General features: G+C 76.1%; 13 protein-coding genes. 4 read left to right on the top strand and 9 right to left on the bottom strand.

All coding sequences use genetic code 11. The annotated features are described in order from the left end of the window. Nucleotides 1-13: 13 nt before the first annotated feature. Nucleotides 14-526, bottom strand: a complete 513-nt coding sequence (locus tag ACF1ED_RS19130) for an NUDIX domain-containing protein (RefSeq protein WP_391761861.1) — start codon at nucleotides 524-526, stop codon at nucleotides 14-16. A gap of 59 nt (nucleotides 527-585) precedes the next feature. Between ACF1ED_RS19130 and ACF1ED_RS19125 the strand changes: the two genes are divergently transcribed. The 3 genes from ACF1ED_RS19125 to ACF1ED_RS19115 all read left to right on the top strand — a co-directional run bounded on the left by ACF1ED_RS19125 (nucleotide 586) and on the right by ACF1ED_RS19115 (nucleotide 3,155). Beyond that, the gene (locus ACF1ED_RS19125; protein WP_391761859.1) at nucleotides 586-1,425 is read left to right on the top strand and encodes a M15 family metallopeptidase; all 840 of its coding nucleotides are present in this window, start codon (nucleotides 586-588) and stop codon (nucleotides 1,423-1,425) included. Nucleotides 1,426-1,506: 81 nt separating this feature from the next. After that, a complete protein-coding gene (locus tag ACF1ED_RS19120; protein ID WP_391761857.1) occupies nucleotides 1,507-1,971 on the top strand; it encodes a Zn-ribbon domain-containing OB-fold protein in 465 nt (154 codons plus the stop codon). Beyond that, on the top strand, nucleotides 1,968-3,155 hold the full coding sequence (locus ACF1ED_RS19115; protein ID WP_391761855.1) for a lipid-transfer protein: 1,188 nt from the start codon (nucleotides 1,968-1,970) through the stop codon (nucleotides 3,153-3,155). The genes ACF1ED_RS19120 and ACF1ED_RS19115 overlap by 4 nt, the downstream gene beginning before the upstream one ends. 55 nt (nucleotides 3,156-3,210) lie before the next feature. Here ACF1ED_RS19115 and ACF1ED_RS19110 read toward each other — a convergent pair whose 3' ends face one another. Genes ACF1ED_RS19110 through ACF1ED_RS19095 form a run of 4 tightly spaced genes read right to left on the bottom strand, consistent with a single transcriptional unit; the run spans nucleotide 3,211 to nucleotide 7,525 of the window. Next, nucleotides 3,211-3,816: an ATP/GTP-binding protein gene (locus ACF1ED_RS19110; protein ID WP_391761853.1), complete on the bottom strand. Its 606-nt coding sequence runs from the start codon at nucleotides 3,814-3,816 to the stop codon at nucleotides 3,211-3,213. Next, entirely contained in the window at nucleotides 3,797-4,234 is a 438-nt protein-coding gene (locus ACF1ED_RS19105) for a DUF742 domain-containing protein (protein WP_391761851.1), read from the bottom strand. The genes ACF1ED_RS19110 and ACF1ED_RS19105 overlap by 20 nt, the downstream gene beginning before the upstream one ends. Nucleotides 4,235-4,244: 10 nt before the next feature. Continuing rightward, nucleotides 4,245-4,688 carry a roadblock/LC7 domain-containing protein gene (locus ACF1ED_RS19100; RefSeq protein WP_391761849.1) on the bottom strand — a complete coding sequence of 148 codons (444 nt, stop codon included), beginning with the start codon at nucleotides 4,686-4,688 and terminating at the stop codon, nucleotides 4,245-4,247. Then, nucleotides 4,685-7,525, bottom strand: coding sequence for a nitrate- and nitrite sensing domain-containing protein (locus ACF1ED_RS19095; protein ID WP_391761847.1), 2,841 nt, complete (start codon nucleotides 7,523-7,525; stop codon nucleotides 4,685-4,687). Before ACF1ED_RS19095 ends, ACF1ED_RS19100 begins: the two co-directional genes overlap by 4 nt. 457 nt (nucleotides 7,526-7,982) lie before the next feature. On the opposite strand from ACF1ED_RS19095, the gene ACF1ED_RS19090 reads away from it, so the two are divergent. Then, nucleotides 7,983-8,327 carry a hypothetical protein gene (locus ACF1ED_RS19090; RefSeq protein ID WP_391761845.1) on the top strand — a complete coding sequence of 115 codons (345 nt, stop codon included), beginning with the start codon at nucleotides 7,983-7,985 and terminating at the stop codon, nucleotides 8,325-8,327. 165 nt (nucleotides 8,328-8,492) lie between these two features. Here ACF1ED_RS19090 and ACF1ED_RS19085 read toward each other — a convergent pair whose 3' ends face one another. From ACF1ED_RS19085 to ACF1ED_RS19070, 4 genes are all read right to left on the bottom strand, one after another. Further along, entirely contained in the window at nucleotides 8,493-13,130 is a 4,638-nt protein-coding gene (locus ACF1ED_RS19085) for a hypothetical protein (RefSeq protein ID WP_391761843.1), read from the bottom strand. Nucleotides 13,131-13,199: 69 nt separating this feature from the next. After that, entirely contained in the window at nucleotides 13,200-14,120 is a 921-nt protein-coding gene (locus tag ACF1ED_RS19080) for a hypothetical protein (protein ID WP_391761841.1), read from the bottom strand. After that, nucleotides 14,117-14,923: a hypothetical protein gene (locus ACF1ED_RS19075; RefSeq protein ID WP_391761839.1), complete on the bottom strand. Its 807-nt coding sequence runs from the start codon at nucleotides 14,921-14,923 to the stop codon at nucleotides 14,117-14,119. The genes ACF1ED_RS19080 and ACF1ED_RS19075 overlap by 4 nt, the downstream gene beginning before the upstream one ends. Further along, nucleotides 14,920-16,449 (bottom strand): hypothetical protein, encoded by a 1,530-nt coding sequence (locus ACF1ED_RS19070; protein WP_391761837.1) that lies wholly within the window; start codon nucleotides 16,447-16,449, stop codon nucleotides 14,920-14,922. The genes ACF1ED_RS19075 and ACF1ED_RS19070 overlap by 4 nt, the downstream gene beginning before the upstream one ends. Between the last annotated feature and the right edge of the window lie 4 nt (nucleotides 16,450-16,453).

Raw genomic sequence — 16,453 nt, 5'->3', positions numbered from 1 at the left:
AGCGGCGTCCGGATCAGCCGTACGCGCCCGCGAACCACTTCCCCGCCGCCTCGGTGTGGAGGGGGAAGACCAGTTCGCGCGGTTCCGGCAGGACGAGGCGGGCGGAGGTCTCCGGGGTCGGGACGAAGGCCGGGAGGGAGTGGGCGGGGACGGGCGGGAGGAGGCCGAAGAGGAGGAGGTGTTCGCCGGAGCTGAGGGCGTCGGCGAGGCGGACGGCGGCGGGGTCGGCCTCCAGTCCGGTCTCCTCGCGGAGTTCGCGGACCACGGCGGTGCGCCAGTCCTCGCCGTGGTCGATGAAGCCGCCCGGGAGGGCGGTGCCGCCGTGGCCGGGGTGGATGGCGCGGGTGACGGCCAGGAGGCCGGTGCCCGCCGGGCCCGTCACCGGGAGGAGGGCCACGGCCACCGGGAGGGGGTTGCGGTAGGCGGTGGTGGCGCAGCCGGGGCAGGTGCGGGGCCAGGCGGTGGTGCCGGGCGGATAGGGGGCTCCGCAGGCGGAGCAGTGGGAGTGGGGCGCGGGGTCGGTCACCTGGGGACCGTACGCGATGGGGTTTCGCGGTGGGGGCGGAACTGGTAGACCCGGTGCGCATGAATGGACTTGCCTCTGCCCTGCGCGCCCTCGCCGTCACGGGTGCTGCCGCCCTGCTCGCGTTCGCCGGGTCCGCCGCCTCGCCCGCAGCCGCCGTTCCCGCCGCCTCCCCCGCCCGCTCCGTTCCCGAGCCGAAGGCGCCGCGGGAGTTCGTGGCGCTGGACTCGGTGGACCGGACCGTCCTCCAGGAGATGCGGTACACCACGGCGCACAACTTCGTGGGGGAGCCGATCGACGGGTACCGGCAGCCCCTGTGCCTGCTGACCCGCCCGGCGGCGGAGGCGCTGCACCGGGCGCAGACGCGGCTGCTGGCGCGGGGGTACACGCTGAAGGTGTACGACTGCTACCGGCCGCAGCGGGCGGTGGACCACTTCGTGCGGTGGGCACAGGACCTGGCGGACGAGCGGATGAAGGCGGAGTTCTATCCGCTGGTGGCCAAGGAGCGGCTGTTCGCTGACGGGTACATCGCGGAGAAGTCCGGGCACAGCCGGGGGTCCACGGTGGACCTGACGGTGGTGCGGCTGCCCGCGGCGCGCACGCGCGCGTACGTGCCGGGCGAGGAGCTGACGTCGTGCTCCGGGCCGCGGGAGGAGCGGTTCCCGGACAGCTCGGTCGACATGGGGACCGGGTACGACTGCTTCGACACGCTCTCGCACACCGAGGATCCGCGGATCACGGGTGTCCAGCGGGCCAACCGGCAGCTGCTGAAGGGCGCGCTGGAGGCGGAGGGGTTCGTGAACCTGCCGGAGGAGTGGTGGCACTTCACCTTCAAGCCGGAGCCGTTCCCCTCGACGTTCTTCGACTTCCCGGTGGCGCGCAGGTCGGTGGCCGGGCACTGACGTCTTCCGCCTCCGGGGAGGCCGTGCCAGACTCGCCACCAGATTCCTGACGCTACGTCAGATCAGTGGGAGGTCCCGGAGATGGCACGGACGCGCGGGCCGGTGGTGCCCGGCTGGTTCACCGACGACACGGTCCCGGACGGGGAGTTCCGGCTGCTCGGCACCCGGTGCACGGCCTGCGCGGCGGTGTTCTTCCCGCGCGAGGACGAGGCCTGCCGCAATCCGGCCTGTCCGGGCGGCGGCACGCTCGCCGAGACGCCGCTGTCGCCGCGCGGGCGGGTCTGGTCGTACACCGACGGGCGGTACCGGCCGCCCGCGCCGTACGTCTCCGACCCGGACGCGCCCTGGGAGCCGTACACGCTCGTCGCGGTCGAGCTCGCGGCGGAGGGGATGGTGGTGCTCGGGCAGGCCGCGCCCGGGGTGCGGACGGCGGACCTCGCGGTGGGCATGGAGGTCGAGGTCGTGCCCGGGGTGCTCGGCGAGGAGGCCGGGCACGTGTGGACGACCTGGCGGTGGCGGCCCGTGGCGACGGAGGAGCGCGCGTGAACGACGTCGCCGTCATCGGGGCCGGGATGCACCCCTGGGGCAAGTGGGGGCGGAGCTTCGTCTCCTACGGGACCGCCGCCGCCCGCGCCGCGCTCGCCGACGCGGGCGTGGAGTGGGCGGACATCGGATCCGTCGTCGGGGCCGACACCGTGCGCTGCGGCTACCCGGGGTACGTGGCCGGGGCGACCTTCGCGCAGGCGCTGGGCTGGCAGGGCGCGCGGGTGACCAGCGTGTACGCGGCCTGCGCCTCGGGCGCCCAGGCCATCGGCGCGGCCCGGGCGCAGATCCTGGCCGGGCTCGCCGACGCGGTCCTCGTCGTCGGCGCCGACTCCACCCCCAAGGGCTTCTTCGCCCCGGCGGGCGGGGACCGGCCCGACGATCCGGACTGGCTGCGCTTCCGGATCCTCGGCGCGACCAACCCCGCCTACTTCGCGCTCTACGCCCGCCGCCGGATGGCCCTGTACGGGGACACCGTCGAGGACTTCGCGCAGGTCAAGGTGAAGAACGCGGCGGCCGGGGCGCTCAACCCGCTGGCCCGCTACCGGAAGCCGGTGACGGCCGGGGAGGTCGCCGCCTCCGCGGTGGTCGCCGATCCGCTGCGGCTGCTCGACATCTGCGCCACCTCGGACGGCGGGGCGGCCCTGGTGCTGTCCAGCCTGGACTTCGCGCGCCGGCACGGGCATCCGGACCCGGTGCGGATCCGGGCGGTGTCGACGGTCTCCCCCACCTACCCCAAGGCCGTGCTCGACCTGCCCGACATCGCGACCGACTCGACCGCCGCGCTCGCGCCCTCGCCGCACACCTTCCGCGCATCGATCGCGCGGGCCGCGTACGAGGAGGCGGGGCTCGGTCCCGAGGACCTGTCGCTGGCCGAGGTGTACGACCTGTCCACGGCCCTGGAGCTGGAGTGGTACGAGGACATCGGCCTGTGCGGCCCAGGGGAGGGCGCCAAACTGCTCCGGGACGGGGTGACCCGGCTCGGCGGCGCGCTGCCGGTGAACACCAGCGGCGGGCTCGCCTCCTTCGGGGAGGCCGTGCCCGCGCAGGCGATCGCCCAGGTCTGCGAGCTGACCCGGCAGCTGCGCGGCCAGGCCGGCGACCGGCAGGTACCGGGCGCGCGGGCCGGGATCACCGCCAACCAGGGCCTGTTCGGGCACGGGTCGGCGGTGGTGGCGGTCCGCTGAGGGCCGCCGCCCGCGACGGGTCCACGCGCGCGCGTGGCGGCCGGAGCCGTACCGCTCAGGTCGCCACGGGCTCGTGCCCCCGGTCGGCGAGGACGAGGGCGTGCTCGACGACGGCGACGAGGACGCTCTTGACCGACTCGCGGTCGCGGGCGTCGCACATCAGCAGCTCGACCTCGGGATCGAGGTCGAGCGCCGCCCGCACGGTCTCCGTCGGATAGCGGCGGGCGCCCTCGAAGCAGTTGACGGCCACCGTGAAGGGGATGCCGCGCCGCTCGAAGTAGTCGATGGCGGCGAAGCTGTCCTCCAGGCGGCGGGTGTCGGCGAGCACGACCGCGCCGAGCGCCCCCTGTGCCAGTTCGTCCCAGAGGAACCAGAAGCGGTCCTGGCCGGGGGTGCCGAAGAGGTACAGGACGAGGTCCTCGCGGAGCGTGATCCGGCCGAAGTCCATGGCGACCGTGGTGGTCGTCTTGGCCTCGACGCCGTGCAGGTCGTCCACGGGACGGCCGGCCTCGGTGAGGACCTCCTCGGTCCGCAGCGGCCGGATCTCGCTGACCGTGCCGACCAGCGTCGTCTTGCCGACCCCGAACCCGCCGGCGACCAGGATCTTCAGGGTCACCGGCTCGACGGGGGTCTTCTTGCGGCTAGAGCGCCCGAAGGCCATTGATCACCTCGCGGAGGATGCTCACGTCCGGCAGCTGGGCCGGCGGAACGGGGCGGGTCACACGGACGAGTTCCTCGTCGACGAGATCGCCGACCAGGACCCGGACCACCCCGACGGGGAGGTCCAGTCCGGCGGCGAGCTCGGCGATCGACTGGGGCTGCTCGGAGCAGCGTTCGACGATCTCCACGTGTTCCGGGGAGAGCGACTGGTCACGGCCGGGGTCGTCGGCGGCGGGCTCGGGGACCACCACGGCGATGAGGTCGAGCCGGTGGCGGCCGGCGGCGCTCGTCCGGCCGCGGGTCATCGCGTACGGACGGACGACCGGGCCCGCGTCGTCGTCGTACCAGTGGTGGGGGACGGCCGTCCGCCGGCCGGGGGCCTCCCGGTCGGGCTGGTCGCGCTCGGCTGCGTCGCTCATGCGGGGCGGCTCACCCTCCCGTGGGCAGACCGGTCCGGGGGGCCGTGCCGAGGTGGGTGCCGACCCGCTTGACCATGAGCGTCATCTCGTAGGCGACCTGGCCGACGTCGGAGTCGGAGTCGGCGAGGACGGCGAGGCAGCTGCCGTCGCCCGCGGCGGTGACGAAGAGGAAGGCGTCCTCCAGCTCGACCACGGTCTGGCGGACCCTGCCCGCCTCGAAGTGGCGGCCGACGCCCTTGGCGAGGCTGTGGAAGCCGGAGGCGACGGCGGCGAGGTGCTCGCCGTCCTCGCGGCTCAGGTCCTTCGACGCGCCGGTGGGCAGGCCGTCGCTGGACAGCACCAGGGCCTTGCGGATGGCGGCGACGCGCTCGACCAGCTCGTCGAGGAGCCAGTTGAGCTCGCCGTTGCCCTGGACGGAGCTGCTGGTGCTTGCTGCGGCGTTCGGTGCGGTCATCGACCGTCCCCCTCGGGTGTCGTTCCGTGTGCTGTGCTGTCGTCCGGGTCGGCGCCGTGCCGGCGGCCGCGCTGCCAGCCGCGCTGCATGGCGGCCATGCGGGCCCGCACCTCCTCGGCGTCGCGCTCGAAGTCGTCCCCGTCGGGTCCGGGCCCGTCGGGCCGGGCCTCGGGGGCCGGCCGGTCGGACTCGCGCAGCTGCGGCACGAGGCTGGCCTGCCGGACCCGGCGCGGCAGCCCGTCGAACCCTTCCGGGGCGGCGGCGGGCTCGCGGACGGGCTCGGGCGCCCCGGGCGGCGGCGTCGGAGCCGTACGGGCGTCGGCGGTGCCCTCCGGGCGGACCGGGACGAGCGTGGGGCCGGCGGGGCGCGGCGGCACCCGGTGGTCCTCGTCGCGGCCCGGGCCGGGGGCCGGATGGGCGCGGCCGGGCTCGTCGAGCCGCCGGCCCCGGTCGACGACCAGGGTCGGCTGACGGCGGCGCGGCAGCGGCGCCGGGCCGTGGGCGCCGTCGTCGCCGGCCGGGTCGTCCTCGCCGCGGCCCGAGGTCTGGTCGGGGGCCTGCTGGTGCTGCTCGGCGGCCGGGACGAGCCCGGTGCGGCGGCGCTGGGGGCGGAAGAGGCCGCCGCGCTCGCTGTCGCTGTCGAGGAGGTCGGCGGAGCGGTCGAGGAGCGCGTCCAGGTCGTCGGCGCCGAGCGGCGGCTCCAGCTCGACGGGGCCGTCCAGGGGGCGGGCGGCGTCGCCGCCCTCCGGCGTCGTCCCGTCCGCCAGATCGGGCACGCGCGCGAGGGCGGGCCGACGCTGCGGGAGCGGGGCCTCGTCGAGCACGCCCGCGGGCGCCCCGGAGGCCGTACGGGATCCGCCGGAGGCGTGCCGCGCTTCGCCCTCCGCCGGGCGCGGGTCGAGGGTCTTGCGGTCCAGGCGGAAGCCCGCGCCCTGCGTCTCGGGGGCGTCGGTGAGCAGCGCGGCCGGGATGAAGACGACCGCGGTGGTGCCGCCGTACGGGGAGGTCTGGAGCGAGACCCGGACGTTCTGGCGCTGGGCGAGGCGGCTGACCACGAACAGGCCGAGCCGGTCGGTGTCGGAGAGCTCGAACTCGGGGGTCTCGGCGAGCCGCAGGTTGGCGTCGAGGAGGACGTCGGGGCTCATGCCGAGGCCGCGGTCGTGGATCTCCAGCGTGAAGCCGTTGGCGACGCGCTCGCCGAGGACCTGGACGGCGGTGTGCGGCGGGGAGAACACGGTGGCGTTCTCCAGGAGTTCGGCGATGAGGTGGGTGAGGTCGGCGACGGCGGGACCGCCGACGCCCAGCCGGGGCAGCCGGCGGACCTCGACGCGCTCGTAGTCCTCGACCTCGGCGACGGCGGCCCGGACCACGTCCATCAGCTGGACGGGCTTGCGCCACTGGCGGGAGGGGGCGGCGCCGGAGAGGATCACCAGGCCCTCGGCGTGGCGGCGCATGCGGGTGGTGAGGTGGTCGAGGCGGAAGAGGTCCGCCAGCTCCTCGGTGTCCTCGGTGCGCCGCTCCATGGTGTCGAGCAGGGTGAGCTGGCGGTGGAGCAGGACCTGGTTGCGGCGGGCGAGGTTGACGAAGACCTCGGAGACGCCGCGGCGCAGCTCGGCCTGTTTGACGGCGGCCTCGACGGCGGCGCGCTGGAGGGTGTTGAGGGCCTGGCCGACCTGCCCCACCTCGTCCTCGCCGTACCGCAGGTGGGGCACCTCGGTCTCGACGTCGACGTGCTCGCCGGCGGCGAGGCGGCGCATGACGCTCGGCAGGCGGACGCCGGAGACCTCCTGGGACTCCTTCTGGAGGCGGCGCAGGTCGCGGACGAGGGAGCGGCCGACGCGGACCGAGATGCCGACGGAGGCGAGGAGAGCGAGGAAGCCGAGGACGCCGGCGACGCCCGCCTTGAGCAGCACGCTGTAGGCGGCGGGCTGCACGCGGTCCTGGTAGCGGTCGCCGGCGGCGGTGTTGGCGCGGGCGAGCTCGTCGAGGACGGGGCTGGCCTCGTCCTGCCAGTAGGCGGCGGTGGCGCTCCTGGGCCGCTCGGTCGGGCCCTCCTTGATGAAGGCCTCCTCGGTCGTGCGCAGGGCCGTCGTCTCGGGGCTGCGCCAGTACTGCTCGAAGCGCCGCCGCTCGGAGGCGGGGAGGAGTTCGAGGTTGACCTCGTAGAACTGCTTGCGCACGGCGACGAGGTCGGAGACGGCGCGGACCTCCTGGGCGGTGACCCGGTCGGCGACGAGCGCGGAGAGGACCAGGGCGTCCTCGCGGGAGAGGAGTTCGCGGGCCCGGGTGATGCCGACGAGGGCGCGGCCCTGCTTGTCCATCTCGACGTTCTCCAGCGCGTGGAGGGTGACGAGGAAGCTGTAGCAGGGGTCGACCAGGCGGTTGTAGAACTCCAGGGCCTGGAGCCGGCCGATGCTGCGCCTCTCGACCGAGCGGCGCAGGGAGGAGATCTCCTCGAAGGCGGTGAGGAGCGAGTTGAGCTTCTGGGTGGTGACCGGGCGCATCTCCTCGCGGACGCCGGGGTCCTGGGCGTTGGAGCGGATGCGGGCGATCTGGCGGTCGGTGGCGAGGCGGGCCTCGCGGAGCTGGGTGAGCGCGTCGGAGCCGCGCGGGTCGGCGAGGTAGACGAGGGACTGGCGGCGTTCGAGCTGGATGACCCGGGCCGTGTCCTCGATGGGGTAGCCGACCTTGTCGACGATGTAGCCGACGTCCAGGAGCTGGTCGGCCTCGCGTCCGGTGAGGACGGTGGAGAAACCCCAGAGGCCGGTCAGGGAGACGAGCGGTACGAGGAGCAGCGCCACGATCTTCCGGCGGATGGACTTCCCGCGAAAGCGCATGGCCTCCCCCAGTACGGCCTCCGCGGCCACGGAGGTCACTCGAACGGCGTCGCCGCGTCAACACGGCGCGTCAACCTTCGGCTTCAACAAACGGCGGCGTGAGCCTACTACTGCATCGCGACCATCTCGAAGGTGTGTCTGAGCGATTTTCAGCCTGCTGAGTGAGCGTTGATCATGAGATGTCCTGGTATTCCAGGAGTTCGGATCGGTCACTGTGGCGCAGGACACGTGACGGTGCGCTATTTTCCGCCCTGGGCGCAATGGCTGGAATCATTCGTTCCGCTCGCGATGTCGGGTGATGCGGGGAAACCTTTTCCCTGTCCGGAGCGTCATGAAGTACGGGGGAACGCTCTGCCCTTGGAGGGGCGGGCCGCGCGCCGGCCGCGCGCGCCGTGTAGGACCGCCGGATCCGGGCAGCCGTCCCTGAGAGCGCCGTGCGGTGGGGAGTGACGAAAACATGGAAGACGAGACGCGGACCGCGGGTCAGTTGTGGGTGGAGGACGAGCGCGGACTGCGGAGGATGCCGGATCCGGTGCGGAACGCCGCGGTGCGGGCGGTGATGATCATGTCGGTGACGATCATCCTGGCCGTGGTCGCCTTCCTCACCTCGGTCACCAGCTCGTGGCTGGCCTATCCGATGACGATCGCGGCCGTGGTCGCGACGGTGGTGGCCACCTGGAGCGTGCTGGACATCTGGATCACCCGCCAGGTCTGGCGGCAGCGCGACGGCGTGGTCTCCGAGCCGAGCAGCACCGCCTACGCGGCGCGGCGGGAGCGGGTGGTGGAGGAACAGGTCGCCTGACGGGACGCGGCCGGGCGGCCGTACGCGGCCCGGCGGCCGTACGCGGTACCTGGTCCCCCGGCCGGACGGTCGGGCGGCGGTGCGTGGAGGAAGGCCCGGCCCCCTGGGCGGTTTCCAGGGGGCCGGGCCTTTCCCGTGCCCGGGGCGCGGCGGGCCGGGCGGGGCCTACGGCGCGGTGGGCGGCTGCTCGTCCTGGTGGCGGCGGAACATCCGGGTCGCCTTGATCTCGCCGTGGATCGTCTCGCCCTCGCCGGCCGGCTGCGGCAGGCCCGGGCGCAGGTGCTCCTCGACGCTGATGTACTTCAGGCCGGCCCGCAGGTCCGCGTCGTTGCGCAGCCGGATCACCAGCGGGAACTCGGCCAGCGCCGTGGTGTCGAACAGGCCCGTGGTGTAGAGCAGCTGGACGCCGAGCGCGTCCGACACGGCCCTCTGGAGCTCCAGCAGGTACGTGGCGTTGGCCCGGCCGATCGGGTTGTCGAGGAACAGCGTGCCCGCGTGCCGGTGCTTGTCCCGGCCCCGGTCGTTGGAGCGCAGCGCCGCCATCGTGCAGTACAGGGCGATGGCCGCGGTGAGCAGCTGGCCCCCGGAGAAGACGTCGCCCATCTGCCCGACCGGCACCCGCTCGGCGCGCAGCACCGCGTCCGGCTTGAGGATCTCGACGGCGACGCCCTTGGGTTCGAGGGCCGCCTGCACCCCGCGCAGCAGCAGCGACATGCCGTCGCGGCGCAGGTCGGAGTTCTTCTTCACGGCGGCGCGGGTCGCCTCGTCGACGACCTCGCCGAGGCGCTCGGCGAGGGTGGCCTGGTCGGGCTCCTCGAAGCGGATCCGCAGGAACTCCTGGCCCGACCACTCGCCGAGGCCCTCGGGGAGCCGGGAGAGCCGCTGGGCGGAGCGGAGGGTGGCCAGCGAGGTCTCCACGAGGCCGCGCAGCCGGTCCACGATCGACTCGCGGTTGCGCTCCAGCTGGGCCAGCTCGTCGGTGAGGACGCGCAGCCGGGGCGCGAAGGCCTCGGCCCACTTGGCGGCGTGCTCGGGCAGCGCGGAGGCGGGCAGTTCGCGGATCTGCTGGCGGGCCGGGGTGCGGACCTGCTCGTAGCGGGTGGAGTTGGCGTGCCGGACGAGGATGTCGCTCGCCTCGCGGACGGCGGAGTCCGCGGCGGACAGCTCGGCGGTGCAGGCGCGCAGCGCCCGCCGGGCCTCGCCCGCCGTGGTCCGGGCCTCCTCCAGGGAGCCGGGGTACGGCTCCTGCTCCGCCTGCTCCTCCTCCGCGTGGTCGCGCAGCAGGTCGCGCAGGAGCGCGGCGGTCTCGTCGAAGCCGCCCGCGGCGTCCTCGGCGGCCCGGTGGTCGCGCAGCAGCCCGGCGTGGGCGGCGCGGGCCGCCTCCAGGGCGTCGCTGCGGGCGGCGAGTTCGGCGCTCGCGGTACGCAGCAGGGCCTGGGCGCGGTCAGCGTCGGCCGGGACCAGCTCCTCCGGCAGCTCGGTGTGGGCCTCGGCGTCCTCGGGGGCCAGCCGCTCGGACTCGCCGCGCAGCCGGCCGAGCTTCTCGCTCGCCTCGGAGGCGCGGGTCTCCAGCATCTGCACCAGGGACTCGGCGCGGGCCGCGGCCGCCTGCCGGGACGGGCCGTCGGCGCCGTCGGTGGACTCCAGGAGCTGCTCGGCGCGGGTGCGGACCTTGTTGGTGAGCCGGTCCAGTTCGGCGAGGGCGGCGGACTCGTCGCTCTCGGCGCGGGCCTGCTCGGCGCGCAGGTCGGCGCCGACGCCGACCTTCTCGTACACCTGGGAGGCGGCCCGGTAGGCCTCGCGGAGGGTGGGGAGCGCGGCGCGGGGCGCGCCCGGGGCCTCCTCCGGCAGCTGCTCGGGGGCGCCGGCGATCTCGGCGCGCTCGGCGCGCAGCGCGCGGGCGGTGCGGTGGGCGTCGTCGGCGGCGCGCTGGGCGGCCCGGCGGTCCTGGTCGGCGGCACGCGCGCGCTCCAGGCAGGTCTGGGCGCGGGCCTCGTACTCGGTGGCGTCGTCGGCGAGTTCGCGGAGCTTGGCCTGCCAGGCGGAGCGCTCGCGAAGCCGGAAGGCGAGGCCGGCGAGGGCGTCGGCGGCCCGGCGGGCGCGCTGGGCGGCCTCCTGGCGTTCGTCGCGGACGGCGAGGGCCTCGGCGGCGGTCTCCTCGGCCTCCGCGCGCGTGGCGCGGGCCTCGTCGAGGGCCTGGGCGGCGGCCTCGGCGGCCTCCCGGGCGGTGGCGGCGCCGGCCGCGAGCTCGGTGAGCATGCCGGGCGGGCAGTCGGCGCGCCAGGCGCCGATCCGGGCGGCGAGGGCACGGTCGCCGGCGAGCCTGGCGGCGAGGGCGCGGATCTCCTCGTCGCGGGCGGCGGCCCGCGCGCGCAGTGCCTGGCGCTCCTCGTCGGCGGCGTGCTCGTCGTGCATGGCCGGGTTCGGCGGCACCAGGAAGACCCCGGTGTCGTCGCCCGCGTCCTGCGCCGGCACGGGGGCGAGGAGGGCGGCGGCGGTGCCGACGGCGACGGCGGAGCGGGGCAGCAGGGCGGCCGAGCCGAGGGCCTCGCGGGCGCGGCCGTAGGAGACGGGGTCGGTGATGACGACGCCGTCGACGAGTTCGGGACGGGCGGCGAGCACGCGCGCGTGGTCGGCGGGGTCGACGGACTGGGCGAGGTAGCGCCAGCCGGGGAGGGCGGGGATGCCGTGCTCGCCGAGGAACTCGACGGTGGCGAGGACGTCGGGGCCGGGCGGCAGCAGGCCGCCGTCGCCGAGGGCGCCGAGGATGCGGGAGTCGTCGGCGGCGGCCGTGCGCAGGTCGAAGAGCTGGCGCTCGGCGGAGGAGACGGCGCCGTCGAGCAGACGGCGCAGCTCGTCGGCGTAGCGGTCGAAGTCGGTGACGGAGAGCGGGGCGCGGACGTCGGTTCCGTCGACCCGCGCCGCGTCCTCGGTGGCCTCGTCGCCACGACGCCCGGGGCCGGGCAGGCCGAGGAGTTCGGCGAGGCGCTCCTCCCCGGCCAGGGCCTCGGCGGCGCGGCGCTCGGCGTCGTAGGCGCTGCCGGCGGCCTCGGCGGCGTCGGCCGCGCGGGCGGCGGCGAGTTCGGCGCGGGACTCGGCGGCGGCCGTCTCGCGGGCCCGGTCGCTCGCGGTGCGGGCCGCGTCGCGGGCGGCGTCCCAGGCGGCGACGGCGGTCTTCTCGGCGTCGGCGGCGGCGAGCGCGGCGCGGGCGGGGTCGGCGTCCGGGGCGGAGTCGTCGAGCCAGCCGGCCCGGACGGCCTCGGCGGTCTCCTGCTCGACCTCGGCGAGGCGCTGGCGCAGGTGCCCGGCCTCGCTGCGGGCGCGCTGGGCCTCGGTGGCGGCGGCGGTGGCGTCCCGGTGGGCGGCCTCGCCGGCCTCCTGGAGGGCGGTGGAGCGCTCCTCCTCCTCGGCGGCGTGGCGCTCGCCCTCCTCGGCGGCGGCGGCCAGGGCCCGCACGAGGTCGGCGGCGGCCTCCGCGCGGGCGGCGAGGGCCGGGGCGGCGTCGCGCTCGGCCTCGCGGATGGCGGCGGCCACGCGCGCGGAGCGGTCGCCGGCCGCGCGGTGGCGGAGCACCGATTCGGCGGCCTGCCAGGCGGAGTGCAGGGTGCGGGCCTCGATGAGCTCGCGGCGCTGTGAGGCGGCGCCCTTCTCCGCGGCGGCGAGCGCCAGGGAGGCGTGCCGGTAGGCGAGTTCGGCGGCGATGAGGGCGCTGCGCTCGCGGGCCGTCTCTGCCTCGGAGACGGCGTGGGCGGCGGAGGTGACGCCCTGGGCCAGTTCGGCGGCGCGGGCGCGTTCCCCGGCGGCCCGGGCGGAGAGCCTGCGGGCGAGGGCGCGGGTGCGGCGTTCGGAGGCGGCGTGCACCTCCCGGGCGCGGGCGCGCGTTCCGGCCGCGTCGACGATGCGGGTGAGGAGATCGACGGAGCCCGCGGTGAAGTCGCGTTCGGCGGTGAGTTCGGCGCGGCGGCCGAGCTTGTTGCCGAAGCCGCCGACGAGGTCGGCGAGGCCGTCGGTGTCGCGGGTGTCGGTGACCGCGCGGAGGAGGAGGTCGGTGAAGTCGGAGTCCTTCTTGACCGCGAAGAGGCCGGCGGCCTCGCCCTCGTCGGCGTTCATCTCGCGCTGGTAGCGGAAGAGTTCGGGGTCGAGGCCGAGCTCGCCGAGGTGCTCGTTCCAGCGGTCGTGGATCTCCTCCCACACCACGTCCAGGTGCGGGTAGGCCTTGCCGGCCTCGGTGAGGGCGTCGCGGAAGCCCTTCATGGTGCGGCGGCGGCCGGTGGCCCCGGAGGCGCCCTCGGCGGCGGGGCGGACGGAGTTCGCCTCGGCGACCGGGAGGTTGTCCAGGCTGAGTCCGGGGCCGGGGCGGAAGGAGTACCAGGCCTCGGCGAACTTCCGCGGGTCGTTGGAGACCTGGCGGCCGCGCCACTCGCTGACCTTGCCGACGACGACGAGTTCGCCGGTGAGGGTGTGCTGCCACTCCAGGGCGACGTGGCCGCAGTCGTCGGCGAGCAGGAACTTGCGGAGCACGCCGGAGCTGGCGCCGCCGAGGGTGTTGCGGTGGCCGGGGAGCATCACCGAGAAGATCAGCTTGAGGAGGACGGACTTGCCGCCGCCGTTCTCCAGGAAGAGCACGCCCGCGGGGGCGGGGCGGCGGGGCGGGCCGACCGGCTCGTCCTCGAAGAACTCCGCCTGGGTGGGGGCGGGGTTCGGCACGGGCGCGCCGACGCCCCGCAGGTCCAGGACGGTGTCGGCGTAGCGGGCGCCGGCGGGGCCGATGGAGTAGAGGCGGACCCGGGACAGCTCGTACATGGCGAGGGACTCTCGTGCTCTCGTGCTCGGGGAGTTCGGTGGTGCGGGGCGGGGTGCGGCGCGGTGGGGCTACGCGTGGAAGGGCAGGCCGGCGTCGGCGGCGAGGTCCAGGTCGTCGCCCTCGGGCGGCGGGACGAGGGTGGCGGTGCCGTCGCTGACGGGGACGATGCCGAGGTCGAGCAGTTCGGTCAGGGCGGCCGAACCCGCCATGTCGCGGACCTGGAGCTGGTAGCGGGCGGTGGTGCGGAAGGAGCCGCCGTTCTCGTCGCCGGTGCGCTGGAGGAAGCCGGAGTCGGTGAGGAAGGCGACGGCCTTGGCGACGATGCCGGTGGTGGAGCCGGCGAGGCGGCGGGCGTCCTTGGTGGCGCCGGTGGTGGAGCGGCGGGACCAGACGCGCCAGGCGGCCTCCAGGCCGGGGGCGTCGGAGGCGGGGTCGGTGTTCTCGCCCTCCTCCTCGGCGCGCTGCTCCAGGCGCAGGCACGCCTGGCGGACGAAGGAGTCGACGCCGTTGACCGTGAGGCGGCCGATGTAGCCGTCGTCGGCGAGGTCCTCGGGGCGCGGGAAGGCCATGGCGGCGACGGCGAGGTGGGCGAGGCCGTGCAGGAAGCGGTCGGCGGAGTCGGTGTTGGCGCGGCGGGCGTAGTCGCCCATGCGGACCGCGAAGACGGAGTCCTCGCCGGCGGTGACGGCCATGCCGGCGCGCGGGGAGACCTCCAGGACGATCAGGCCGAGGCCGGTCGCGACGGCGTCGGCGAGCCGTGCGAAGGCCGGGTCCTCCTGGTAGCGGCGGAGCAGCTCGGCGTACTCGGCGTCGCGGGCAGGGAGCAGCTTGGGCTGGAGGCCGAAGGAGACGAGCCGCGCGGCGTCGGCGGCGTCGGCCGGGGTGACGCCGGCGGGCCCGCCGGGGGCCGCGGGCCGGGGCGGCTCCTGCTCGCTCCGCGCGTCCGTGTACTCGGCGTACTCGGTGTACTGGACGGCGTCGTCGCTCACGGCTGGGGCTCCTCGGTGCGGCTCTCGTGCGGTACGGCGGGGGTGTCGGCGCCCCTCGGCAGGGGCAGCGGCACGGGGGTGACGGCGGCGGGCGGCGGCGCGGGGGCCTCGCCCGGCGCGGCCGCGGGCTCGCCGGGGACGCCGAGGCGTACGGCGCGGACCGCCGGCAGCTCCCGGCGCCGCGCGGCGGCCCTCGGCGCCTGCGGCAGCGGGACGGCCCCGAGCCGGGGGCCGGGGGACGCGGGGGGCCGGAGGGCGCCGGTGGCCGGGTCCGCGGGGGTGCCGGTGGTGACCGGGGCGTCGTCGGCGGGCACGGGCGCGGCGGTCCGGAACGGCTCGGGGGCGGCGGGGGCCGGGGCTTCGGCCTTCGGGAGCTCGGCCTCCGGCGGCGCGGGCGCGGGCGCCACGGGGGCCGGGGCTTCGGCCTCCAGGAGCTCGGCCTCCGGCGGCGCGGGCGCGGGCGCCACGGGCCGGAACGGCTCGGGGGCCGGCGCGGGCTCGGCGAGGGCTGGGCCTTCGGCCTCCGGCAGCTCGGCCTCCGGCGGCACGGGGGCGGGCGCCACGGGCCGGAACGGCTCGGGGGCCGGCGCGGGCTCGGGCTCGGCGGGGGTCGGATCCACGGCTTCCGGCGGCGCGGGCGTCACGGGCCGGAACGGCGCGGGCGAGTCGAGGACCGGAGCCTCGGCCTCCGGCGGCTCGGCCGGGGAGGCCGGGGGTACGGGCCCGGGGGGCCACGCGCGCGTGGGGCGGGGGTCCTGGCCGGGGCCGGGAGCGGCCGGGGTGGTCCCGGAGACGTAGGTCATGTCGCCTCCGTACGGTCGGCGGCCATGCCGGCGGCGTCGAGGAGCGCCGTGCCGACGATGAGGTCGGCGCCCCCGAAGCCGGGGTCGTCGAGCGGGGTGCCGTCGTCGACGGCGAAGAGCAGCCGCTCCTCGCCCTGGCGGTAGGCGGTGCCGACCGGGGGGCTCGCGGCGTGGACGGCGAGGAGGGCCACCAGGTAGGCGAGGTCCTCGCCGCCGGTGGCACGGGCCTCGGCGAGCAGGCCGGAGAGCCGGCGCGGGGCGTCGTGCTCCAGGTCCAGCAGGCCGAGCGCGTCCGCCAGCTGCCGCTCGCTGAAGCGGGAGTCGTCGGGGGTGGCGATCAGCTCCGGCTCGGGCATCTCCGCGCCGAGGTGCTCGCGCTCGACCGGCGGGGTGAGGAGCAGGTCCACGAGGTCGCCGAGGCGGACCGAGGCGGGGGTGCGCAGGCCGGTGCCACGCGCGAAGAAGGCGTCGGTGACCCGGGTGGCCCGCTCGACGGGGAGCGGCAGCACGGGGGCGACCAGCTGCCCGTACAGGTCGAGGCCGGTGTACCGGGTGGGGGCGGCGAAGGCCTGCCGGTCCTGCTCGGCGCGGAAGAGCGGGCCCGCCTCCAGGAGCCGGGACTGGAGCTGGGTGTGGCGGCGGATGCAGTCCTTGACGATGTCGACCAGCTCGGCGGCCCGGCGCTTGTGCTCGGGCTCCTCGGCCTCGTCGCGGGCCTTGCGGATGTTGGTGAGGATCGCGTTCTCGTGGCGGTAGCGGTCGGCGACGTGGTCGAGCGCCTCGGCGATCATGTCGGGGACGCCGTTGAGCCAGTCCACCGCGCGGACGTTGCGCCGGGTGGCCTCCAGGGTCCTGCGGAGGGTCTCGGCGTACTGGACGGTGCGGTAGCGGGCCTGTTCGGCGGCGAGCTGGGCGTCGGCGAGGCGGCCCCGGCTGATGAGGACCTCCAGCTTCACCTCGGCGGCGATCTGGGCGCTGGTGACGTCGGTGTCGAGGGCGCCGACCAGCACGTTGACGGCCTCGTCGGTGGTCCGCAGGCAGACGGCGCCGCCGTAGCCGGGGACCTCCTCGACGAGCTTGAAGTCGTAGTCCCGGCGGACGTACACGCCGTCGGTGCCGAAGGTGCCGTAGACGGCGCGGAAGCCGCGGTCGACGCTGCCGACGTTGATCAGGTTCTCCAGGACCCAGCGGGCCACGCGCTCGTGCTCGGCGGCGGGGCGGCCCGGGGCCTGGGCCGCGACGCGGGGCAACAGCCGGGCGACGACCTGGTCGTGGTCGGCGCCGGTGTCGAAGTCCATGTGGAGGGTGACGAGGTCGATCGCGGCGAGGGCGACCTCGGCCATCGCGTAGACCGTGTACTCGCCCGCCAGGTTGGCCTTGCGCGCGTCGAGGTCGTGCAGCGGCGCGGTGCAGGCGAGCGCGCGCAGGCGCCGCGCGAGCCCTTCGTCGGCGGCCGGCCCCTGCGCGGGGCGCGGCCCCGCGCTGAGCTGGGGCGGAGCGAGGTCCGTCGAGGCAGGCGAAGTCACGGTG

Origin of the sequence: Streptomyces sp. NPDC014656 (assembly GCF_043084305.1) — a bacterium.
In the GTDB taxonomy this organism is placed as follows: Bacteria; Actinomycetota; Actinomycetes; order Streptomycetales; family Streptomycetaceae; genus Streptomyces.
The sequence above is the reverse complement of the archived record's forward strand: the minus strand, read 5'-3'. Positions and strand labels throughout refer to the sequence as shown.